This window comes from Bacillus sp. JKS001846, assembly GCF_900176455.1.
Lineage (GTDB): Bacteria > Bacillota > Bacilli > Bacillales > Bacillaceae_G > Bacillus_A > Bacillus_A cereus.
Genome location: NZ_FWYG01000001.1, coordinates 3167089 through 3189969, shown reverse-complemented (window position 1 = coordinate 3189969; position 22881 = coordinate 3167089). Strand labels below are relative to the sequence as shown.

The following is a 22881-nucleotide window of genomic DNA, read 5'->3' as shown; positions in this document are numbered from 1 at the left end:
TTGAGGTTATAAAGCATGATGTACGAAAGGAGCAAGGAAGTGATTAAACTAGAAAGCTTTAAGAAATCTGATTTTAAACAATTAATAAATTGGATTAATTCTGAAGAATTTCTAATACAATGGTCAGGAAATGCATTCACATTTCCTTTAGACGAACAGCAATTAGAGAAGTATATAGAAAGTGCAAATACACTCGCTTTCAAAGTGGTAGATGAAGAGACTTCAGACGTTATTGGACATATTTCGCTTGGGCAAATAGATAATATTAATAAGTCCGCTAGAATTGGAAAAGTATTAGTTGGTAATACGAAGATGAGAGGACGTTCTATAGGAAAACATATGATGAAAGCAGTACTTCATATTGCTTTTGACGAATTAAAACTACATAGAGTAACTCTTGGTGTGTATGATTTTAATACATCGGCCATTTCATGTTACGAAAAAATAGGGTTTGTAAAAGAAGGCTTATTAAGAGAGTCAAAAAGAGTAGGAGAAACGTATTGGAATTTATGGGAAATGAGTATGTTAGAATATGAATGGAAGAAGTAGCAACGATAGTAATTTATAATTATATTATGTTAACAAAGGGGTTTGGTGAGTATAGTGGATAATAAAACAAAAATAATTTCAATTGCAGCTGTTTCGGGGGGAGGTAAAACTACAATTACAGAAAGATTAAAGCATAAGTTTAAAAACTCAAAAGCTCTATATTTTGATAGTTACACATTTGATAAATCTCCTGCTGATATTTGTAAATGGATTGATGATGGGGCGAATTACGACGAGTGGGTATTAACACCATTAATTCATGATATTGAGCAACTTATACAAAATAATACCTTAGACTATATTATTGTAGATTATCCTTTTGCATACTTAAATAGTGAGATGCGAAAATTCATTGATGTAACTATATTTATTGATACGCCTTTAGATATTGCGATGGCTAGAAGGATTTTGCGAGATTTTAAGGAAGGTACAATAGATGAAATACATAATGATTTGGAACATTACATGACATATGCGAGAAAAGCTTATTTAGAGGCAATTCATACTGTTAAGCCGAATTCAGATATCATATTGGATGGTTCTTTATCTGTAAGTGAAATAATTAATCACGCTGTAGAGGAACTTGGCCGAAGAGAAGTGATTGTCAATGGTTAAATGTATAACAGATGCTGTTAGGTGGATAATTGAAGTAAGGGAGAGATAAATGTGTACACTTTATTTCAATATAATTGGCAAGTAAGAGATGATTGGTTTAAGAGGTGTGAACAACTTTCAGAGGAAGATTTACTTTGCAAACTGGGGGTATTTTAGAAACATTATTTCATATTGTAGATGTAGAGTATAGTTGGATTAGTGCTCTTCAAGGATAAGAAGATAGAGAACAGCAATTTAAAGATTATCAATCGATTCAAAAAGTGAAAGCGTTATTTGATTTATATAAACGAGAACTTGAAGTTTTTTTGCAGTCATGATCATCTAGCATAGAATGCTAGCACACTTAAAATAAGCCGTATAAAAAGTTAATCATTGTGTGCTTTGATTATATAACGTCGGCGAAATAAATAGTGTGAGGGACAGCTATCTTAACAAGTGTTTCATGTAACGTTCATATACTTTAATTTTTTATAATTAATCAAATTTGAATTTTGTTTGTTGTTAAGAAAAGGTGAGAAGAAAATAAAAAAAGAGGGCTAATGCCCTCTTTTTCTTTTAATTTGGTAATTAATCACAGATTGGTATCCCGAGCACTCTTAGAGCTAATGCTACTTGAAGGGAAATCTCTAATCTAGCAATTTCAATACCAGCTACTGAAAGAACTAAAAAAGGTTGTCCGTTTACAAATACAACGCAACTATCCATAGTTAAACCTCCTTTCTAGTAATCTACTATAGTATATGAATAGAACTTTAAAATGTAATATTTCAATTGTTGGATTTAATAGAATTAATAGATTAACCCATTTAAACTAAACAAACGAACACAACGAAAGGAAACAGAGATGGATGTATGCCTCAAAAAACATAGGTTTTAAGACATGTAATGGGATATGAAATTCATCATATTGGTCAGCTGTCTGTATGGGCGAGGAAGTTAAACTTGCAACCAGTTTCAGCAAATTTGATTGGAAGAGGATGATAGAATTAAAAACCGACTTGCATCTTAAGCGCAAGTCGGTTTTATATATATAAGAAGATTTCTTAATTGAAATCCTCGGATTTTTTCTGACGTATATGTAAAAACATTAAGGTGGTAATGATTAAAAAAATCATTATAGTTTGTATAATTAAATTTTTAAACTGAAGTAATATTGTCCAAGATGTAAGGGCGTCTTTAAAAGCTTGGAGTGCAGAGTACGAGGAAGGATCAAAACCATACTGTAGCAACTTTTTTGTTTCAATAAATGAAATGTTTTCTTCATCTGCATCTAATATTACTGAAATTAGTCTAGTATCTCCAAGTTTTGCTGTACTGACAAAACTATAATTACCGTTAGTTGAAAAACTAGTTTGTAAGCCATCAACACCTTGAAGTTTAATGTTTTCATTAAGGGAATATATCATTTTATTCGTATTGAAAACCTGGGAATCTTTGAAGGTAAATTGGTAAGAGGTTAGTTTCGTAATATTCAATACATCTGGAAAATCTTTTACTAATCGTGCTGCTAGTTTAGCTGCATCTATTGCTGTTGTAGTTGATTGTTTATTTGTATCATTATTAATTCCAGTAGAGTTTAGAAATGGAGATGGTTGTAATAACTGTAGTTCTTTTGCTTTTTTATTCATTAATATTGTAAAGTTATCTTCATTTCCAGCAATGTGTTCTGCTAGAGCGAGTGCAGAACGATTATTCCCTGCCAGTAGCAATGCATGAAGTAAATCACGAACCGTTGTTTTATCATTCGATGTTACTTGTATAGGGCTTGTTTCTACTCGGAAAACTTCGTTACTTATTTGTACGAAGTCATCTAACTGTATTTTTCTATCATTTAGTTGCTCCAATACGATATATTCTGTCATTAATTTAGATAAAGCAGCTGATTGTACTGGAGTTTCTTCATTTTTTTTATAAACAATTTCACCTGAATTAGCATTTATTAAAATAGCTGATTTAGCTTGAATAATCGGACCATTTACATAAAGATAAAAATATAAAACGATAAGTGCAGTAATAAAAAAAGATAATAATAAAATAGCGAATTTCTTTAAGAATTGCATAAGCGATCCTCCTATTATGACATCAATACTAGTATTGTAAAAAGGAATGCTTAATTAGGAAGAAAGAAAAGGTAAAGAATTTCTAAAGAATTATAAAGGATTATTAAATTTTGGATATTAATAGAAAAAGTTCAATTTCTTATATGATAAGAAATTGAACTTTTTATTTATAATATTAACATTTGTATGGGAGTAGTTTTACAGTGAATGTTGTTTTTTCATCATCACTATATACTTCAATTGTTCCTTTATGCAATTCGACTATACTTTTTGCAATAGCTAATCCAAGTCCAGATCCACCAGTGTTTGTAGAGCGAGATTTCTCAACGCGATAAAAACGTTCAAAAATATGAGGTAAATCCGTACTAGGAATAGGTTGTCCGTAATTTGTTATATCAATTGTAATCATATTATTGCTTTCATAAGCAGTAAGGTCAATATAGCGACCTTCGCTTCCATAAGCGATAGCGTTTATAATAAGATTTTCAAACACACGTACTAATTTTTCACCATCAGCTAATACCATGAGCTTTTGAGACGGGAAAGAAGGCCGACATTCTATATTAGCTTCTTGAACCTGTATGCGGAATTGAACAGTTAATTGTCCAAGTAACTCTACAATATCAATAGGAACAGAATACAAGCTTAATTCTTTATTTTGAACACGTGTATATTCGAACAGGTCATTCATTAATGCATTAAGACGAGTGACTTTATCGTAAATGACTTGAATATAGTATCGCAATTCCACTTCATCTCTATAATTATCATGATGGATTAAATTTACGTATCCAACTATAGAAGTAAGGGGAGTGCGTAAGTCATGTGATACATTTGTAATAAGCTCACTTTTTGCTTGTTCCGCTTGTCTTTCTTCATCAATTGAGACTTTTAATTGTTCAACAATTTCATTGACCCCGATTGCTAACTCTTCCAGATAATTATGATTTACAATAGAAACTTTATGATTGAAGTTTCCATTTGCAATATAACGAATTTCTTCTATCATTTTTTTAATACAAGTTTCATAATAAAGTTTTTTCTCGTGACGATAAAAAATGTAAAGATAGGATGAAAAAATAGAAAATAAAAACAAATAAGATACAATCATCATCCATAACGATTCTTTAATCCCTTTATACTTTTCATAACCAAAAATTCGAATGAATTCTTTACCAAGTTCAGTTAGAGTAAGTGAACTCTCAATTACACTCGTAACGAGGCGATAAATAATTAACTCAGTAATAGGCGTGAGTGTGATAGCTAATAAGAGCCAAAAAATAAGTTTCCATTTAGGGATATCTTTTAATATATCAAATGCTTCATTTCTCAATTTTATAGCCAACTCCCCAAACAGTGTGAATAAATTTTTCTCCATTTATTACTGTTTCAAGTTTATCCCGTAAGTTGCTAATATGAACCATTACAGTCTTATTTGAACCGTAACCATCTTCATTCCAAACGCGTTCGAAAATTTCTTCTGAACTAAATACTCTTCCTGTATTACTTGCAAGTAAATATAAAATATCGAACTCAATAGAGGTTAATTTAATATACTCTCCATTTACTTTAACAGTATGATTATGTTTGTGTATTTCAACAGAGCGAATACGAATAATACCATCTTCATTCTTTTGCGAAGTAGCGTTTTGGAAAGATGATCTTCGTAATAAAGCTTTCACTCTTGCTACTAATTCTAATGGATTGAATGGCTTGATCATATAATCATCGGCACCTGTCATAAGACCTAATATTTTATCCATATCTTCTGCTTTTGCACTAAGCATTAGAATTGGTACAGTATTATTTTCACGCACTTCCTGACAAACTTCTAATCCGTTTCGCTTTGGCATCATAATATCCAAAATCATAAGGTCAACTTCATATGTAGAAACCTTTTGCAATGCTTCATCGCCATCATAAGCTTTATAAATGTTATAGCCTTCATTTCGCAAATAAACAGCAAGTAATTCAACAATTTCTTTATCATCATCAATAATTAATATGTTTTTATTCATTGTGTAGTTCCTTTCCTTACAAATCATCAACATTACTATAATATCAAACATTTATGTACTTGTAGCGATGATTCTGTATAAAATTTCATGTAACGTATTAAAAAGGAGTAAAAAGATTAATATCGAATATAAAATAACAAAGATATTTAGATTCTACATTATAATGAAAGTTAGTTATAAGGGGGATTTTCTATGTTATGTAATGATATATATTCATTTACTCCAACTGGAAAAATAGAAAATGATATTAAAGCTTTTCTACTAAAATATAATAAAGAGTTTACATATAAACATTCAATTCGTGTGGCAAATGAGGCAAAAAAGATTGCAGAAAAGTTTCACGTAGATAAAGAAAAAGCAGCAATTGCAGGATATTTACATGATATTAGTGGCATTTTTCCGAACGAGGAGCGGATTGCAGTTGCTGAAGAATTTGGTGTAGAAATAGTGGAAGCAGAAAGAAAGTTTCCTATGATCATTCATCAAAAACTATCGAGAGTAATCGCAAAAGAAATATTTAAAGTAGAAGATGAAGAGATTTTAAATGCAATTTGTTGCCACACAACGTTGCGTAAACATGCAACGAAGATGGATTTAGTATTATTTGTTGCAGATAAAATAGAATGGGATCAAAAAGGGACACCACCATATTTAATAGAAATAAAAAAAGGATTGGAAAAATCTTTGGAAAAAGCAGCTTTTGTATATATTTCATATTTGTGGGAAAGGAAAGATACATTGAAAGTTATACATCCGTGGCTAGAAGAAGCATACTAGGATTTAAAAGGAATTGTACAGTAGAAAGGACAAGGAAATGCAATTAAAAGAATATGTGAATCAAACATTTCCAGGAGTTACATTAGTACCCTACTTATATTCTTAGTGGGAAAATCATTTGCATTTTGATTTTGGAAAAGATAAATATCAAATTGTAGAAGGAACCGACAATTTAAATACGGAATACTTTTCTCAACTATATACATATAATAAATTCTTATTTGAAGACATATTTTCAAAAGAAGATGTAGTGTTTGTAGTGACAAATGTTTATAGATTTAAAAAGGAAAATATAAAAACTCCACAGAAAATAAATGTATACAATAAATATATTAAGAAAAGAGATTTAAGATTTCATATAAGATAAGAAACGTTACCGTTTTTATTTGAAGATGAAGAAGCAGATTTATATTGTACATATCATTTTTCTTTAAAATGCCTTGCGGAACATATTAAATATGAATCGCTTATACAAGTTGCTAATCATGAGGATTTCTTTGATTTATATCCTCGATTTGGACGAAAAAAAGAAATTTCTTATCCAAATGTATTTCTCATAAATGCAACGAAAGATATTGCCATGTTTATGTATGATGATAGAGGATGTGAAGTAATTGCGAAGAATAAAGAAATAATACGAGATTTATATAAGAAATATAAAGAATGGATTCTAGATTATGAATGAGAAAGTATAGATAACTCATTTAAATGACAATAGGGGAAGTGAAGCGTGTAATGAAACGTATTGCAATTGTCTCTGCATGGGAACCAGAACTGACGTATTTGCATCAACATTATCCAAGTGAACGTGTTGAAAAAAGAGCAGCTTGGGAATTTCATTTTCATACTATTAATGAGCTGGAAATTATATCAGTTGTTACTGGTGTCGGTAAAGTAAGCTGCGCTAGTTGTGTACAATTGTTAATTAGTGAGTTTCAGCCAGATGAGTTGTTTATGACAGGAATATGCGGAAGTTTATCAAACAAGGTGAAAAACGGTCATATTGTAGTCGCACTAAACGCAATACAACATGATGTTACTGCTGCTGGTTCAGGAGAAGATGTTTTTAATTTATATAACGGTAGAACAGCACCTATTGAAACAACAAAATCACTTGTAAGAAGAATAAAAAAAATACGATCGTATGATCCGATACATTTCGGTACATTTTTATCAGGAGATCAACGTATTCGTAGTTCAGAAATGAGATATTTACTCCATACCGTATATGGAGCATTGGCAGTTGATCAAGAAGTAGCAGCTTTCGCCTATGTATGCCAAATAAATAAAAAACCATTTCTCTGTTTAAAAGCTGCTTCAGATCAAGCAAATGATAAAACGAAAGAAGAACAAAAAATCTTTAAAATGCTAGCATGTGAAAGAGCATGTGAGCATTTAATTGCTTTTTTACGTGTTTATGAGGTTAATGTAGTAAATAATAGATAGTTTGTTATAAAACAAATCAATAGTGAGTTATATGTAGGGAAATGTCCGCTCATTTCAAATTAAGAGCTGAAATTTATAATAGATGGAATATATTATATGGGTACACGTTGAGTTTAATATAAGCAGTTGGAGGGCAATTTTATATGATTCAATATAAAAGGTGTAGTGAAGTAAATATTGATTTAGTATATGAAGCTTTTAAAGATGGATTTTCAGATTACATTATTAAGATGGAGGTTTCAAAAGAGGATTTTATACAACGTTTTTTGGGACCAGAAGGTAATTTGCTAGAACATTCTTTTCTTGCTTTAGACGGTGACAAATCAGTTGGCGTAATACTAGGTGGCATAAAGGATTATGAAAGTATAAAGACTATGCGCTGCGGAACATTAGCGGTTCATCCTAATTACCGCGGTATTGGTGTGAGTCAAAAATTATTTGAACTGCATAAAGAAGAGGCGATTCAACATGGATGTAAGCAACTTTTTCTCGAAGTCATTGTAGGAAACGACCGAGCGATTCATTTTTATAATAAGTTGGGCTATGAAAAAGTGTACGATCTTTCTTATTATAATTTAAATGATTTGACTAAAATAAAGAATAAAGTTTGTAAGGATATTGAAGTAAAACAATTAGAATTTCCAACTTTTAAAGATGAAATTCAGAAATGGTTAAACTTCCATATAAATTGGCAAAATGATATTGATTATATCAAAAAAACAAATAATGTATTTTATGGTGCATATGTTGATAATGACTTAAAAGGCTCTCTATGCGTAACTGAACAAGGTAAAATTAGTTTTATTTTCGTAGACAAAGGTTATAGAAATATTGGTGTTGGGATGAAATTATTACAAGTAGCAAGAGAAGAATTAAATTTATCAAGTTTATCAATTGGGTTTCCTAACAATAATTTATTAGAGGGTTTTTTTAAGAAATGTGGATTTGAAAAGAATGCTTTAGCGCAATATGAAATGTATTTATTACTCTAAGAGCGGAAAGATTTATTCTTTTCGTTTTTTATTTTGCTGTTATGTTGGTAAATGCTCCGCAATTATAATTTATAATGAGAGGGATTTTGTTTATCCTTAAGTTATTTTTTTAATTGTCAATTTCTTGCTAATAATTTTCTTTGTATAATATTCTAATTTTATGTAGAATAGATACGATGGGAGGGGATGAAATGAATAATGGATTAAAGTTTAAGATTTTTGAATTGCATTGTCTCGTTCAAAAGACTTATTCTGATATTAAAATAGCATGTGATATTGCTATTTATCAAGAAAACACTTCTAAATATTTAATTTCATTAGGATTTTTAAATAAATCATATATGACTTATATAGAAGCAAAAAGATTCTATCGCGAAAATGAAGAGCTTGTAAGTGTAGAATTTGATAATTTTTTTGATATGTATGATAAATTAGAAAATGAATTAAAACAAGTTATTTCAACTGAAGATAAAAATCCTTCATCGCTACATAACAGATTTGATCAGTTTCAGCAGAAAGTTGAAAATATAAATGACCTAATAAAAGTATTGCAAAATGCTCGTTAATGAATGCTTTTTTCTTTTTTGTATAGAAATTATGTATTAAAAACATTTTAGGGATATTATATATTGAAGAGGTGGCTTTTGTAGATTACAAAAGTCATCTTTTTATGTTAGGAATAGATTGTATACATTTTAGCAGTTTCATATAAATAATAGAAATTTATACGAGGTAAATACCATGGGAAATAAAAAAGAAATAGCTATAGTTGCATTAACAACAGGATTTGTTTTAACAAGTGTAACACCATATGGAGTAGGTCATGCAGAGGAACCTGGTCAAATGCAAGTTGAAATTCAAGAGGATTCGTTCCGTACAGGTGATCTTACACAACCATCAAAAAAGGCGCCAGAGAATGTAGTGAAAGATGCACTTAAGGAAAATACGGAGCATGCTTTGTCTCCAAAACAAGTTAGTGCAGAAACAGGAGTAGATTACAAGGTTCTTCAAAAACGTGGTTCTTATGATGGAACTACACTTGTGCGCATGCAACAAATATATGAAGGAAAAGAAGTGTATGGCCACCAGTTAACTGCTCACGTAGATAAAAAAGGTATTATTAAAAGCATTTCAGGAGCTAGCGCACAAAATTTAACACAAGAAGATTTAAAGAAACCTATTAATTTATCAAAAGAAGAAGCGAAACAATATATTTATAAAAAGTACGGAAACGACATTAAATTTATTTCTGAACCAGAAGTTAAGGCGGTTATTTTTGTTGATGAAAATCATGGGCAGGCTAGCAATGCATATCAAGTTACATTTGCTGCTACAACACCAAATTATGTATCTGGAACTTATTTAGTGAATGCTCATAATGGCGATATATTAAAAGATATGGTACAAGAATCAAGTTTGAAAATAAGTGAAGAGTATGTTGAATCCGTTAAGGAAAATAAAACTAGCAATTTCACATCATTAACTGGAACAGGAAAAGATGATTTAGGCGTAACTCGTACATTTGGTATTTCTAAACAGACCAGTGGGAATTATGCGCTTGCTGATTACACAAGAGGGCAAGGAATTGAGACATATGATGTAAATTATAGAGATATTACAAATGAAGAAAGTTATTATCCTGGCATACTAGCAACTAGCGCTTCAACAACATTTAATGATCCAAAGGCGGTAAGCGCTCATTTCTTAGCAACAAAGGTATATGATTTTTATAAAGAAAAATATAATCGTAATAGTTTTGATAATAAAGGAAAAAAAGTAGTTTCAGTTGTACATGCATGGGATTCTGGAGGAACAAATGATCCTGAAAATTGGGAGAATGCATTTAGTACTAATATTAATAACATCAGTATGCTTTTATATGGAGATCCTATGGTAAAAGCGTTCGATATAGCCGGTCATGAATTTACACACGCAGTTACATCAAGTGAATCTAACCTTGAATTCTCAGGAGAATCTGGGGCAATTAACGAGGCATTATCGGATATTATGGGAACGGCTATAGAGAAATACATAAATAATGGGGAATTTAACTGGACAATAGGAGAGCAAACTGGAGCGACTTTTCGTAATATGAAAAATCCAACTGCAATTAATTTTTCAGAAGGACTACCGTATCCCGATGATTATAGTAAATATAATGATTTAAATGGAGAGGATTATGGAGGCGTTCATTTTAACTCAAGTATTATTAATAAAGTTGCGTATTTAATTGCACAAGGTGGTACTCATAACGGTGTAAATGTAAATGGTATTGGTGAAGATAAAATGTTTGATATTTTCTATTATGCAAATACTGATGAATTAAACATGACTTCTAATTTCTCTGAATTGAAATTGGCATGCCTTAAAGTGGCAACTAATAAATATGGAACGAGCTCAATTGAAGTTCAAGCGGTCCAAAATGCTTTTGATGCTGCAAAAATTACCGGAACAATGAAAGAAAACGAAAAAACAGCAGAAAACCAAGCTCCAGAGTTAACTGTACCGTTTACGATTACACTACGTGTAGGTGATACGTTTGATCCAATGAGAAATGTAAAAGCTGTTGATAAAGAAGATGGTGATTTAACAAATAAAGTAAAGCATAAAGGCGATGTAGATACTTCAAAACCAGGTACATACATTGTGGAATACCTGGTTGTTGATTCTCAAGGGGGGAATGCAACGGCTACACAGACTGTAATTGTAGAGGGAAATGGCGAAATATCAGATTTAGAACCTAAATTAACAGTGCCTGTTGGAGCGACAATTCATGTAGGAGATTCATTTGTTCCAATGGCAGAAGTATTAGCTATCGATAAAGAAGACGGTGATCTTACTTCTAAAATCAAAGTTGATGGTGAAGTAGATACAAATAAAGCCGGTACTTACGTATTAAAATACACAGTTACAGATTCAAAAGGCCATGAAGTAACGGCGAAGCAAACTGTAACGGTCAAAGTTAGAGAAGAAGTTAAAAATGATAAACCAATACTAAAAGTACCTGCTACAACTTCAATTACTGAGGGTGATCAATTTGATCCGTTGATAGGAGTATCAGCTACTGACAAAGAAGACGGTGACCTTACTTCTAAAGTAGCGTATGAAGGAACTATAGATACAAATAAAGCCGGTATTTATGAAATAATATATAGTGTAAGAGATTCCGTGGGTAATGAGGTAAATACGATACAAAAAGTATTAGTGAAAGATAAAGAAACTAGCAAACCTAATGGTCTTGCTAATAAGACAAATAACAATAATATCTCAAATAACAGTAATACCGATAAAAAAGAATATACATATAAGGAGCTGCCAAAGACGGGTGTAAGTACAACTAACAGTGCAGCAATCGGCATATTGATGATTATTACAGGCACAGTACTCACTTTGATTCGCAAATTTAGAAAGATACAAAAATAATAGTAGGGATCATTCGTTTGAAGAAAAGAGTTCAGTATTCAAAAGAAATAAAGTAGAAAGTAAATAAAACGAAATATGGATTTTTTACTTATTAAGATTTTAATAGTTAAGCGGTACATTTGGCTTTTATAAAAATTTGCAGTTGGATACTATTCTGTCTACAGAACTATATTACATATAAAACACGTTACTATTCTCATTAAAATAAAAGAATAGTAACGTGTTTTTTAATTTGAAAATAGTATAAATCCTATAGCTCATGAATATAGGAGTACTTCTAATTTGCCATTGATAAGTTACTGAAAACACTTTGTTTTAATGGAAGTGTCACTCTAAATGACAACATGAGATTTTCGGTATTTACCAGGTGTTTCATTGGTGAATTTTTTAAAAATTTTAGTGAAATAACTTTGATCGCTAAAATTAAGCGAAGCGCATATATCTGATAAGGGATAGGTGGTGAAAGTTAATAATTTCTTTGCTTCTTCGACTCGTTCACGTTGAATGTACTCAATTAATGAAATACCGACTTCTTTTTTAAATAATATAGATAAATAATCTGAATTCACATTTGCAAATTTAGCAAGTTGTTTAACAGATATTGGATTGTAAATATTTTTAAAAATGTAGTTTTTACAAATAGCAATAGTCTGTGAATGTTGCTGTGTTTTTTGTGCCTTTACACGGTCTGCAAAGGTACAAAAAGCATTTTTTAATAAATCCCAAACAGATTCTTTGTCTTTTAAATCTTCTGTTCTTTGAATATGTAAATCATAAATTTTGTAAGCAATCCCAGATGGAAGTCCCCCTTTTATCGCATATCTAGTAGCGAGCGTGATGGATGAAATACAAATGTTTTTATGACGTCTTAATTGATGGAATGAAGATAAAGATGAAAGAGTCTCTTGTTGGAATTCGTAATAATATTTGAGGACGGTTTCTTTATCCCCGTCTTCTATAGAACTAAGTAGTTGCTGCTCTATATATAAATTATGATAAATGGATTCGTCTTTTTGCATTGAAATATATACATCTTCGTTTAAGATGCTGCTATGACTTATATGAAGTGAGTCACTGTTATTTGAAAAGGTGCTTACATCTGAATTTTTTTTATAGAGAATGTTATAGAACAATATCGCTATATTTACAAAGAAATTTTGATCTTTGACTGACAATGAAAAATAATGGTCTCTTGTTCTTTTATAATTTGGAATAAAATTAAGGTTACTATCCGCTTTACTTGTAGAAAAATTTACATGTGTCAAGGGCCCAATAATAACAGTACCGTTCACCATATAATCGCTCTTTATGTGAATTAAAATAAAGTGCCCTAGATATTCGTGAGTTCTGAAGATGGGGGAATTATATGTATCATTTCTCTGAAAAAGCATATGTAACTGTTCTATTTTTGATGTATATAACGAATGTGAATCATTTTTGGATTTAAATTCTAAAAGAATATTTTTGTTACAATCTAAAAAACAAACTGGAATTTCGAAAGATTGAAAAAACATATTGCAAATGTACTCTATCTCAACTAGACTGAGTTTTTTAGTCATATTCTTCCTCCTTACAGTTATGCGTAATAGTTAAATAAACATATATTCCTTTTTCATAAGTAGATACGGAAAACCTTTATCAATAAAAAATATAAATAAAAGTTATAAACTTCTAAGAATAATACCATAATTTAACATGAATAGCACATATTATTTGAATATACAGGTAATAGTTTTGGACAGTAACGTAAAATATGAATCGTCACACTTATTTGTTGGTTATTACTTATATGTATTAAAAAATGATTAAGATTGGATTTTAAATAGGGATAGGAAGTGAGATATGAATAGATTGACAGTAAGTGACTAGTCGAAATTAGCAGTGAAAGCTATTATGTAACAAATGTAATGATTCTTGAAATAGGGATATACGTGTAATTTAGGGGAGAAAATTACATATATCATGCGGAGAGACAACGTAATAATAGAAGATAAGAAAAGTGAATAAGTGATTGTAAACAATGGATTGTTGGACGACTATGTTTTATGTTATTCGTTTAAATCTGATACTTGGCACACTATTGCTTTTAAGAAGGTAATAGTAATAAAGAAATTTTTAAAATGATAGAAGTAGTAAAGGGGATAAGAGAAATGAAAAAAATATTTAGTGTGCTTTTAGTGTTATTCTTAACATTTTCTACATGGTCTAGTGTATTAGTAAAGGCAGATTCACCATCTAAAGGTACTTTAACGATTCATAAGTATGAACAAGAAAAAGATGGAGCGCAGGGACTAGAAGGTGACGGTTCTGCAAATCAAGAGGTGCCAAAAGATGTGAAACCATTAAAAGGTGTAACGTTTGAAGTGAAAAGGGTTGCTTCTTTTGAAAAAATTTCAAACGATGGGAAAATCGTAAAAGAAGACGTGAAACCTGTAATGGGAGCCACTCCAAATCAAGTAGTAACAGATGATAACGGACAAGCTGTATTAAAAGATCTTCCGCTAGGACGTTATGAGGTGAAAGAAGTGGCAGGACCTCCACATGTTAATCTAAATCCCAATACGTATACAGTGGATATCCCATTAACGAATAAAGAGGGTAAGGTGCTAAACTATGATGTTCACATGTATCCCAAAAATGAGATTAAACGTGGTGCAGTGGATTTAATAAAAACTGGTGTAAATGAAAAAGCATTAGCAGGTGCAGTATTCTCTTTATTTAAAAAAGATGGTACAGAAGTGAAAAAAGAGTTAGTAACAGATGCTAATGGTCATATTCGCGTGCAAGGATTGGAGTATGGTGAATACTATTTCCAAGAAACAAAAGCTCCGAAAGGCTACGTAATAGATCCAACTAAACGTGAGTTTTTTGTTAAGAACTCCGGAACAATTAATGAAGATGGAACTATTACTTCTGGTACAGTAGTTAAAATAGAAGTGAAAAACAATGAAGAACCAACAATTGATAAAAAAATTAACGGAAAATTGGAAGCGTTACCAATAAATCCTTTAACTAATTATAATTATGATATTAAAACATTAATTCCAGAAGACATTAAGGAATACAAAAAATATGTGGTAACAGATACTTTGGATAATCGTTTAGTGATTCAAGGAAAGCCAATCGTGAAAATTGATGGAGCAGAAGTAAATGCAAACGTTGTTGAGGTAGCTATAGAAGGTCAAAAAGTAACAGCTACAGTAAAAGATTTCACAAAATTAGATGGTAAAAAAGAATTTCATTTGCAAATTAAATCCCAAGTAAAAGAAGGAGTGCCATCTGGTTCGGAAATTTTAAATACAGCAAAAATACATTTTACAAATAAAAATGATGTAATTGGAGAAAAGGAATCTAAACCTGTAGTTGTTATTCCGACAACTGGAATAATTGAGTTAACAAAAATTGATAGTGCTAATAAGAATAAATTAAAAGGTGCAGAGTTTGTACTTAAAGATAATAATGGAAAAATAGTTGTCGTAGCAGGAAAAGAAGTAACAGGTGTATCAGATGAAAATGGTGTTATTAAATGGTCTAACATTCCATATGGAGACTATCAAATTTTTGAAACGAAAGCACCAACATATACAAAAGAAGATGGTACAAAAGCATCTTATCAATTATTAAAAGACTCCATTGATGTAAAGATTAGTGAAAATAATCAAACGGTTAAATTGACGATTGAAAATAATAAAAGTGGATGGATTCTTCCGGTAACGGGTGGCATAGGAACGACTCTTTTTACTGTAATAGGCCTTACGTTAATGCTTACAGCGGCATTTGTTTTCTTTAGAAAAAAGTTTGCTAGAAATTAAGATTTTAGGAACATGTAACTATGGGAAAAGGGGAGAAGCAAAATGCTTCCCTCTTTTCGATATTTAAGCATATACAGAGGTGGAAATATGAAACGAAATCTTGTTTTGGGGGGTATTTTTTTATTTGGATTAGGTATTTTTTTATATCCTACTATTAGTAATTGGTTGGCGACTCGTGCACATTATTCTGAGATTAGCTCTTACGATAAGAAGATTAAAGCATTACAAAAGAAAGAAGTCGAACGTAGGGAAAAAGAAGCAGCCGAATATAATAAACAAGTTCAAACTTCTGCGAAAACATTTACAGATCCATTTTCTGAAAAAAAAAGTAATCATCAAGCGTATGCTGATGTGTTAAATTTAGGAGATGTAATGGGGTATATTGAAATATCGAAAATTAATATAAAACTGCCAATCTATCAAGGGACCTCTGAGGAAGTATTGGGTCGCGGGATAGGTCATTTAGATTTTTCTTCGCTCCCGGTAGGTGGAGAAAGTACGCATACTATTTTAACAGGGCATCGTGGTTTACCATCAGCAAAATTATTTACAGATTTAGATAAGTTGAGCAAAGGAGATCTTTTTTATATTCATTCTTTAGACAAAGTTCTTGCTTATAAAGTAGATCAAATTAAAGTAGTGTTACCACATGAAACGGACGATCTACAAATTGTAGAAAATAAAGATTATACAACTTTAATTACGTGTACGCCTTATGGAGTAAACACCAATAGATTGCTAGTTCGAGGTGAGCGCGTGGAGTTAAACGAGAAAGAAAAACAAAAAGTGAGTACAGAGATATTTATATTTAATAAGTGGACTGTAATAGTTCCAATCCTATTGTTATGTGTGTTTCTAGTCGTAATTTATAAGAAAAGGTTAACTAGATAGAATGTATGTATTTATTTATTTATTTATTTATTTATCCTGCATTAATGGACAGTGGGACCGGAAATTCAGAGATAAGTAAAGAAGGTATGTAGGGAATGAAGTAAATCCTCATTGATAAATATGTCATTTTATTCGACTATAGAAAAAATACGGTAAAGGTGGGAACAAAGGAATTGAGGCTACGATTCAAGCTGGTAAGTATTCATTTTATTGTTTTGTTAATGTTAAGTGTAAGTTTTGTCGTATATGTACCAAAAGAAGTATATGGATCCACGACAAACTTAGAAGGTCTAGGTGATATATCGCGTTATAATGCAGTTGTCTTTGGTAACCATAAAGCAATAGGTGGCGACATTGAAGGAGCAATTGCAGTTCAAGGTGATATGGATGCATCGGGGTATACGATTGTAGGTGCTGCAGCGGGAACATCTAATATAGTAGGTGAAAAATGGGGTGATGAGGGATATCCGTCCTTGTTATTGTCTGGAAAATTTAAGAAATCAAGAGAAGAGTCTTTTATCATTCAAAACGGAATAGTCGTAATGACAAAAGAGAGTGATCCAGATCGCATCATACAATCCTCTTATGATCGTATCGTTTATAAAGAAAAACTAGAAATTGACGCGAAATTTAATGAATTTCGCAATATAGTGAACCAAGTCAGTAAAAATGCAGGTCAATATAAAACGAATACCCCAATTCCAAATATGAGTCATGGAATCGGAAAAGATATAAACAATCTTAATATTTATGTTTCATCAGAATTGACAGGGAAAATTAATTTAGATATAAGAGATGTATTTTTGCCCAATGCTAAGGACAAAGATTTTATTGTAATGTATTCAGATGCAATAGAGGTTACATTTAAAAATGGGTCTATTCTATATGACACGAACAATATTGGAAAGGCTACAGATATAGTTCCTACATCACAACCATATTCGCCTAATTCCCCGTTTACTGAGCTATATGGGAAAATGATTTGGGTTTTTCCAAATGCGAAAAAAATTACAACAGAGGGATATGGTGTAGTTGGGAGTGTGTTTGCTCCCAATGCTGTATTAGAAACAAAAGGCGGTTCGATTAATGGACAAGCATTTGTTGGTGCGGTACAACAAACTGGTGGATTTGAGTTTCACAATTTCAAATTTAACTGGAAACATTGGAACAAGCCTAGTACAGGAAAAGTAAAAATAAAAAAGGTTGATAGTAATAATGATAATAAAAAATTGGTGGGAGCAAAGTTTAAAATTGAAGATTTAAATGGGAAAATAGTTGGAGAACTAGTAACAAATGAAGAAGGAGAAGCGATATCAAAAGACTTACCAATAGGAAACTATACTTTAGTGGAAAAAGAAGCACCTAAAGGTTACGAATTATCAAAAGATAAAATAGCTGTAAAAGTAGAGAAAGATGCAGAAGTAGAAATTAAAATAGGAAATAAGAAATTGCCAGATCCAATGGGAAAAATGAAGCTTGTGAAAGTAGACATAAGTGATAAAAATAAAAAGCTAGCAGGAGCAAAGTTTAAAATTGAAGATTTAAATGGGAAAATAGTTGGAGAACTAGTAACAAATGAAGAAGGAGAAGTAATATCAAAAGACTTACCAATAGGAAACTATACCTTAGTGGAAGTAGAAGCACCTAAAGGTTACGAATTATTAAAAGATAAAATAACTGTAAAAATAGAAAAAGATGCAGTAGCAGAAATTAAAATAGGAAATAAGAAATTGCCAGATCCAATGGGGAAAATGAAGTTAGTGAAAGTAGATACGGGAGATAAAAATAAAAAGCTAGCAGGGGCAAAGTTTCATATAGAAGATTTAAATGGGAAAATAGTTGGAGAACTAGTAACAAATGAAGAAGGAGAAGTAATATCAAAAGACTTACCAATAGGAAACTATACCGTAGTGGAAATAGAGGCACCTAAAGGCTATGAATTATTAAAAGATAAAATAGCTGTAAAAATAGAAAAAGATACAGTAGTAGAAATTAAAATAGAAAATAAGAAATTGCCAGATCCGACTGGGCAATTTGAAATTGAAAAAGTTGATGATAAGGATAGTGAATTAAAGCTAAAAGGCGCTGTATTTCAAGTGTTAGATAAAGAAGGGAAAGAAGTTAGTAGATTAATAACGAATGAAAAAGGAAAGGTAATTTCCAACCAATTAGCAATTGGAAAGTATACGATTAAAGAAATAAAAGCACCGAACGGATACATGTTACTTAGAGATCCAATAGAAATAGAAATTACAGAAGCAGTAAAGACACAAAAAATAACAGTGAAAAATGCGAAGAATAATTGGGTAATTCCTAATACTGGTGGGAGCGGAACAACAATTTTTTACGTAATTGGTATTATGCTAATGTTTGCTGTGCTATATTTCTGTAAGAAAAATCGTATATTATGAACTAATTTTATAGAGTTAGACAGATTGTTGCGTTAGAGAGTTTTTAGGGCATGAGTTCGGTATTGTACTGGACTCATGGTACTACATTTGTTGAAGGAGGAAGGATAATAGTAAACATAGAATATATTAATGAATTAAAATGTTTAAGAGGTGAACATGGTGGCAATAAAACAAGACGAAATTAAAGTAGTTGTCGGAGCTGGAGCGTTTAATAATAATTCAGGCTGGATTCAAACACAAGAAGATGAACTTAACTTACTAGATAAAGCTACGTGGGAAGAAAGATTTGAATACAACTCTATTTCAGCTATTTTAGCTGAGCATGTATGGGAACACCTTACTTTTGAAGAAGGTGTAAGAGCAGCTGAAATTTGTTATGAATTTTTAAAAGCATCTGGTCATATTCGATGCGGAGTCCCTGATGCATTCTTTCAGGATGAGGCATATCAAAATATAGTTCAAATAGGGGGACCCGGTCCGAAAGATCATCCAGCAGCAAGTCATAAAATCGTTCATAATTATAAAACATTAACGAAAATGTTTGAAACTGCTGGATTCGAGGTAGTTTTACTTGAATATTGTGATGAAAATGGTCAGTTTTATTACAACGAATGGGATGCAAACGACGGTGTTATTTTCCGTTCGAAAAGGTATGATTCTAGAAATAAAGGCGATAAACTTGGTTTTCCATCGCTAATTGTCGATGCGATTAAGCGCTAATCATTCAACAAAAAAGGAGTTAATCCTATGATTTCATAAGTCGCAAATGCGGCTTTTTTATTTGTACGTAAATCTATATTTAATTTTCAATACTATATAACTCGATTTAGAAAATATTTAAGTTTTTCTCAGCACCATTCACTTTAAATTAACACTTCGTTGACATAAATATTTATTTTATATTTATATTCGTGTAAAATGAAATGAGAACATACATTCTATATAAGGAGGCAATCAAAATGATAGCTGAAATTGGGAAACTAAATGATGGATATATTGTGAAATTTGAACGCCAATTTCCATATACGGCAGAAGAAGTTTGGTCTGTATTAACAGAAAACAGTAAGCTGAAAAAATGGATGTCCAATTTACAGATTGAAAGCCTTAAAACGGGTGGAATAATAAAGTTCGACATGATGAACGGTTCATTCATAAACATTGATATTTTAGAGTGTCAAGTAAACTCAGTACTTGAATTTACTTGGGATAAAGATCGTGTCCGATTTGAAATACATAAAGAGGAAAATGGTACCCTTTTATTCCTTAAAGAGTACATTCATGGATTAACAGATCATACACCGAGGGATTTAGCTGGTTGGCATATTTGTTTAAATCTTTTTTCTTACGTTTTAGAAGGAGAAGAGAAAGAATTTTCTAAAGATGAATGGCAACAGTGGTTTGAAATATACAAGGATAAGATTCATGAAGTGAGAGGATAATTGCATAATAGGTAATATTCATTATGTAATTATTATATTGCAAATATGTTTTTAATGAGAAATAAGAATAGAGGTTCATATGAAGGTAAATCAATTGATTGCTAGTCGCGATCGAATCAATTAGTGAATTTTTATAACCTAAAGAAGGAAGAGGATATAAAAGTAAATAAAGAAATATAATTCAAACGTTATAAACAGTTGACTCTCACACAATGTCATTGTTTAAGATAAAGTTGAGCTTCAAAGTAGATGTAACTTATAGGAGGAAATCATGTTTAAAATAGGGGATTTTTCAAAACTATCTTCCATTAGTATACGAATGTTGAGACACTACGATAAAGTGGAATTACTACAACCAGTAAAAGTCGATGAGCAGAGTGGATATCGATTTTATTCAGCAGACCAATTAAAAAAAGTAAATCAAATTCAAACGTTAAAAGCTATGGGGTTTAATATTGCTACCATCAAAGAAATAATAGAATGCGATAATATAGATACCATAAAAGAAATAATAGAATGCGATAATATAGATACCATAAAAGAGCAATTTTTAAATCGTAGTGCTCAAATTAAAGAAGACATGAATAACCTCCAAAAACAATTACGTTTCCTCGAAGACTCAATGAAAACGATGAGAGAGGATGTTGTTGAGATGAATTATCATGTTTCAATAAAAGAAATTCCAGAAAGAACTGTAGCTAGTGTTAGAAAGGTTATTCCATCGTATAATTGCGAAGGTGATTTATGGAGTGTATTAATGCAAGAAATTCAAATGGAAAATATTAGTATTTCCCAACCGAGTTATAGTATTGCGGTTTTCCATGATCGTGAATACAAAGAAAATGATGTAGATATAGAAATACAGCTAAGTATTCTAGGTAAGCACGAAAATACAAAAGACGTTACATTTAAAAATATGGAATCGACTAATGTAGCTTTTATAACAGTTAATGGAAGTTATGAACAGATGACAGCTGTAAATGAGGCTGCGGCAAAATGGATTGAGACAGAGGGTTACAAATTAGCAGGCCCGATGTTTAATATTTATCATGTGAGCCCAGCGATGGAATCTAATCCTAATAAGTGGGTTACAGAAGTTTGTTATCCAGTTAAATGAAGATAAAGAAAAAAGGCATTATTTATATGCCTTTTTTCTTTATAAACTTATCCATAAATATCAAGATAAATTACTTCTTGATTTGATTCGTCAACTACTAGCACAATTTTATTTGCAAATGTACAAAATCAGCGGATTATAATGGATTCCTTTAATGAATCTTCTAAAAACCAACCTGTTGGTAATAAAGAAACGCAACCATCTTTTTGGAAATTTCAGCAATGTTTACATTAGCAACAAAAGCCACCGTAATAAGGGGCTTTTGTCTTAAATAATTTAATGATATGTGTACCCTCCATCTGGAAATAATACATTACCCGTAGTAAAACTATTTTGCATTAAATATAGAACAGTATGTGCAATTTCATTATTATGGCCAGGCCTTTTTACAAGAGAAAGAGATTTATAAGATTCATAAGCAGCTAGTCTATTTTCGTTTTGTTCATTCTCTCTTTGTATCGTTCCAGGAGAAACAACATTAACTCTTATAGGAGCTAATTCAACAGCTAAAGCTTTCCCTAAGCTTTCAATAGCCCCATTACAAGCTCCGTAAGCAGGCGCACCTTTAATTGGTCTTTGACTAAAGGCACCGGACATTAACACGATCGATCCAGAGTTTGAAAGAAAAGGGATGGCATATTTTACGGCATAATATTGAGGCCAAAACTTTCCGATGAAGCTACTTTCAGCAATTTCCTCTGTAGAGGTAATTGGTCCAAGTGTGTAAGAGGCTCCGGGTGTGAATAAATGATCAAAGTTCCCAACTGTCTTGAAAAAATTTTGTAATTGCTCTTTATTTTGATTATCCAATACGTAAGTGTGGAGATGATTGCTATTTATTAATTTTTTAGCAATCTTTAATTTTTCTTCCGAACGCCCTGCAATAATAACATGTGCACCTTGTTTAATTGCTTGTGTTGCCGTTGCTAATCCAATACCAGAACTCCCGCCAATGATAACAATACGCTTATCTTTTAATGTAGTAATAGACATATTTTAGCCACTCCTTTAATAAAAAACTTTAGAATATAACTTATGCTTTTATTATTCGCTAAAAGGGATCAAGTGAAAAGTACGCACTTTGTATGTACATAGTCGCAAATTTCGTACTAATCGCTATTTACGCGGATAAGTAATAAGAAAAATTGCTAAATATAGTTTATCCCGCATTAACGGGCAGTAAAACTCTCACCTCAAAGTTAGGAAAATGCGAGGAAGTTAGGTGAGAGATCAACTGCCCGTAAACGCCCGATTGGTTCAACTAATAATCAGTGGGGGATGAATAAAACCCCCACTGATTAAAGTTTCACTTTATGATATCAGTGGAGAGG

19 protein-coding genes and 3 pseudogenes are annotated in these 22881 nt (G+C 31.4%); 16 read left to right on the top strand and 6 right to left on the bottom strand.

Going from position 1 to position 22881, the window contains the following annotated elements:
* The first annotated feature begins 15 nt into the window (after window positions 1-15).
* From B9A45_RS17235 to B9A45_RS32225, 3 genes and pseudogenes are all read left to right on the top strand, one after another.
* Window positions 16-549 carry a GNAT family N-acetyltransferase gene (locus B9A45_RS17235; RefSeq protein ID WP_000990082.1) on the top strand — a complete coding sequence of 178 codons (534 nt, stop codon included), beginning with the start codon at window positions 16-18 and terminating at the stop codon, window positions 547-549.
* A 54-nt stretch (window positions 550-603) separates the two neighbouring features.
* Window positions 604-1164 (top strand): nucleoside/nucleotide kinase family protein, encoded by a 561-nt coding sequence (locus tag B9A45_RS17230; RefSeq protein WP_002061416.1) that lies wholly within the window; start codon window positions 604-606, stop codon window positions 1162-1164.
* 51 nt (window positions 1165-1215) lie between these two features.
* Window positions 1216-1478 (top strand): annotated as a pseudogene (locus B9A45_RS32225) (DinB family protein); the annotation flags it as partial.
* 253 nt (window positions 1479-1731) lie between these two features.
* On the opposite strand, the gene B9A45_RS17220 reads toward B9A45_RS32225, so the two are convergent.
* Window positions 1732-1869, bottom strand: coding sequence for a DUF3956 domain-containing protein (locus tag B9A45_RS17220; RefSeq protein WP_000376554.1), 138 nt, complete (start codon window positions 1867-1869; stop codon window positions 1732-1734).
* Between the two features lie 165 nt (window positions 1870-2034).
* Between B9A45_RS17220 and B9A45_RS31720 the strand changes: the two are divergent.
* A pseudogene (locus B9A45_RS31720) lies at window positions 2035-2145 on the top strand (DinB family protein); the annotation flags it as partial.
* Window positions 2146-2207: 62 nt separating this feature from the next.
* On the opposite strand, the gene B9A45_RS17215 reads toward B9A45_RS31720, so the two are convergent.
* The 3 genes from B9A45_RS17215 to B9A45_RS17205 all read right to left on the bottom strand — a co-directional run bounded on the left by B9A45_RS17215 (window position 2208) and on the right by B9A45_RS17205 (window position 5242).
* Window positions 2208-3224: a D-alanyl-D-alanine carboxypeptidase family protein gene (locus B9A45_RS17215; RefSeq protein WP_084064377.1), complete on the bottom strand. Its 1017-nt coding sequence runs from the start codon at window positions 3222-3224 to the stop codon at window positions 2208-2210.
* A gap of 175 nt (window positions 3225-3399) precedes the next feature.
* Window positions 3400-4557: a sensor histidine kinase gene (locus B9A45_RS17210; protein ID WP_084064374.1), complete on the bottom strand. Its 1158-nt coding sequence runs from the start codon at window positions 4555-4557 to the stop codon at window positions 3400-3402.
* Window positions 4547-5242: a response regulator transcription factor gene (locus tag B9A45_RS17205; protein ID WP_001038807.1), complete on the bottom strand. Its 696-nt coding sequence runs from the start codon at window positions 5240-5242 to the stop codon at window positions 4547-4549. Before B9A45_RS17205 ends, B9A45_RS17210 begins: the two co-directional genes overlap by 11 nt.
* Before the next feature lie 192 nt (window positions 5243-5434).
* Between B9A45_RS17205 and yqeK the strand changes: the two genes are divergently transcribed.
* The 6 genes and pseudogenes from yqeK (at window position 5435) to B9A45_RS17170 (ending at window position 11880) form a co-directional block, all read left to right on the top strand.
* The gene (gene yqeK / locus B9A45_RS17200) at window positions 5435-6019 is read left to right on the top strand and encodes a bis(5'-nucleosyl)-tetraphosphatase (symmetrical) YqeK (RefSeq protein ID WP_084064371.1); all 585 of its coding nucleotides are present in this window, start codon (window positions 5435-5437) and stop codon (window positions 6017-6019) included.
* A 37-nt stretch (window positions 6020-6056) separates the two neighbouring features.
* Window positions 6057-6704, top strand: a pseudogene (locus B9A45_RS31715) (DUF3885 domain-containing protein).
* 23 nt (window positions 6705-6727) lie between these two features.
* Entirely contained in the window at window positions 6728-7465 is a 738-nt protein-coding gene (gene mtnN, locus B9A45_RS17185; RefSeq protein WP_001987381.1) for a 5'-methylthioadenosine/S-adenosylhomocysteine nucleosidase, read from the top strand.
* A gap of 143 nt (window positions 7466-7608) precedes the next feature.
* Entirely contained in the window at window positions 7609-8457 is an 849-nt protein-coding gene (locus B9A45_RS17180; RefSeq protein WP_084064368.1) for a GNAT family N-acetyltransferase, read from the top strand.
* 191 nt (window positions 8458-8648) lie between these two features.
* Window positions 8649-9023 carry a hypothetical protein gene (locus tag B9A45_RS17175; RefSeq protein ID WP_001059023.1) on the top strand — a complete coding sequence of 125 codons (375 nt, stop codon included), beginning with the start codon at window positions 8649-8651 and terminating at the stop codon, window positions 9021-9023.
* A 175-nt stretch (window positions 9024-9198) separates the two neighbouring features.
* Window positions 9199-11880 carry a M4 family metallopeptidase gene (locus tag B9A45_RS17170; protein WP_084064365.1) on the top strand — a complete coding sequence of 894 codons (2682 nt, stop codon included), beginning with the start codon at window positions 9199-9201 and terminating at the stop codon, window positions 11878-11880.
* 332 nt (window positions 11881-12212) lie between these two features.
* Here B9A45_RS17170 and B9A45_RS17165 read toward each other — a convergent pair whose 3' ends face one another.
* Window positions 12213-13439 carry an AraC family transcriptional regulator gene (locus B9A45_RS17165; RefSeq protein WP_000162832.1) on the bottom strand — a complete coding sequence of 409 codons (1227 nt, stop codon included), beginning with the start codon at window positions 13437-13439 and terminating at the stop codon, window positions 12213-12215.
* 591 nt (window positions 13440-14030) lie between these two features.
* On the opposite strand from B9A45_RS17165, the gene B9A45_RS17160 reads away from it, so the two are divergent.
* The 6 genes from B9A45_RS17160 (at window position 14031) to B9A45_RS17135 (ending at window position 21550) form a co-directional block, all read left to right on the top strand.
* Entirely contained in the window at window positions 14031-15692 is a 1662-nt protein-coding gene (locus tag B9A45_RS17160) for a SpaA isopeptide-forming pilin-related protein (protein ID WP_084064363.1), read from the top strand.
* Window positions 15693-15779: 87 nt separating this feature from the next.
* Window positions 15780-16583, top strand: a complete 804-nt coding sequence (locus B9A45_RS17155) for a class C sortase (protein WP_084065605.1) — start codon at window positions 15780-15782, stop codon at window positions 16581-16583.
* Between the two features lie 173 nt (window positions 16584-16756).
* Window positions 16757-18994 carry a SpaA isopeptide-forming pilin-related protein gene (locus tag B9A45_RS17150; protein WP_084064360.1) on the top strand — a complete coding sequence of 746 codons (2238 nt, stop codon included), beginning with the start codon at window positions 16757-16759 and terminating at the stop codon, window positions 18992-18994.
* A gap of 156 nt (window positions 18995-19150) precedes the next feature.
* Window positions 19151-19714, top strand: a complete 564-nt coding sequence (locus B9A45_RS17145; RefSeq protein WP_118414700.1) for a class I SAM-dependent methyltransferase — start codon at window positions 19151-19153, stop codon at window positions 19712-19714.
* A 239-nt stretch (window positions 19715-19953) separates the two neighbouring features.
* Window positions 19954-20433 carry an SRPBCC family protein gene (locus B9A45_RS17140; protein ID WP_084064353.1) on the top strand — a complete coding sequence of 160 codons (480 nt, stop codon included), beginning with the start codon at window positions 19954-19956 and terminating at the stop codon, window positions 20431-20433.
* A 271-nt stretch (window positions 20434-20704) separates the two neighbouring features.
* On the top strand, window positions 20705-21550 hold the full coding sequence (locus B9A45_RS17135; RefSeq protein WP_084064350.1) for a MerR family transcriptional regulator: 846 nt from the start codon (window positions 20705-20707) through the stop codon (window positions 21548-21550).
* Window positions 21551-21826: 276 nt separating this feature from the next.
* Here B9A45_RS17135 and B9A45_RS17130 read toward each other — a convergent pair whose 3' ends face one another.
* Window positions 21827-22543, bottom strand: a complete 717-nt coding sequence (locus B9A45_RS17130; protein ID WP_053512864.1) for an SDR family oxidoreductase — start codon at window positions 22541-22543, stop codon at window positions 21827-21829.
* Window positions 22544-22881 lie beyond the last annotated feature (338 nt).

Excerpts from the sequence above, each read along its gene's own strand:
- B9A45_RS17235 (WP_000990082.1), top strand. The coding sequence starts at position 16 with ATGATGTACGAAAGGAGCAAGGAAGTGATTAAACTAGAAAGCTTTAAG.
- B9A45_RS17220 (WP_000376554.1), bottom strand. The coding sequence starts at position 1,869 with ATGGATAGTTGCGTTGTATTTGTAAACGGACAACCTTTTTTAGTTCTT.
- B9A45_RS17215 (WP_084064377.1), bottom strand. The coding sequence starts at position 3,224 with ATGCAATTCTTAAAGAAATTCGCTATTTTATTATTATCTTTTTTTATT.
- B9A45_RS17205 (WP_001038807.1), bottom strand. The coding sequence starts at position 5,242 with ATGAATAAAAACATATTAATTATTGATGATGATAAAGAAATTGTTGAA.
- yqeK (WP_084064371.1), top strand. The coding sequence starts at position 5,435 with ATGTTATGTAATGATATATATTCATTTACTCCAACTGGAAAAATAGAA.
- mtnN (WP_001987381.1), top strand. The coding sequence starts at position 6,728 with ATGACAATAGGGGAAGTGAAGCGTGTAATGAAACGTATTGCAATTGTC.
- B9A45_RS17180 (WP_084064368.1), top strand. The coding sequence starts at position 7,609 with ATGATTCAATATAAAAGGTGTAGTGAAGTAAATATTGATTTAGTATAT.
- B9A45_RS17175 (WP_001059023.1), top strand. The coding sequence starts at position 8,649 with ATGAATAATGGATTAAAGTTTAAGATTTTTGAATTGCATTGTCTCGTT.
- B9A45_RS17170 (WP_084064365.1), top strand. The coding sequence starts at position 9,199 with ATGGGAAATAAAAAAGAAATAGCTATAGTTGCATTAACAACAGGATTT.
- B9A45_RS17165 (WP_000162832.1), bottom strand. The coding sequence starts at position 13,439 with ATGACTAAAAAACTCAGTCTAGTTGAGATAGAGTACATTTGCAATATG.
- B9A45_RS17160 (WP_084064363.1), top strand. The coding sequence starts at position 14,031 with ATGAAAAAAATATTTAGTGTGCTTTTAGTGTTATTCTTAACATTTTCT.
- B9A45_RS17155 (WP_084065605.1), top strand. The coding sequence starts at position 15,780 with ATGAAACGAAATCTTGTTTTGGGGGGTATTTTTTTATTTGGATTAGGT.
- B9A45_RS17145 (WP_118414700.1), top strand. The coding sequence starts at position 19,151 with ATGGTGGCAATAAAACAAGACGAAATTAAAGTAGTTGTCGGAGCTGGA.
- B9A45_RS17140 (WP_084064353.1), top strand. The coding sequence starts at position 19,954 with ATGATAGCTGAAATTGGGAAACTAAATGATGGATATATTGTGAAATTT.
- B9A45_RS17135 (WP_084064350.1), top strand. The coding sequence starts at position 20,705 with ATGTTTAAAATAGGGGATTTTTCAAAACTATCTTCCATTAGTATACGA.
- B9A45_RS17130 (WP_053512864.1), bottom strand. The coding sequence starts at position 22,543 with ATGTCTATTACTACATTAAAAGATAAGCGTATTGTTATCATTGGCGGG.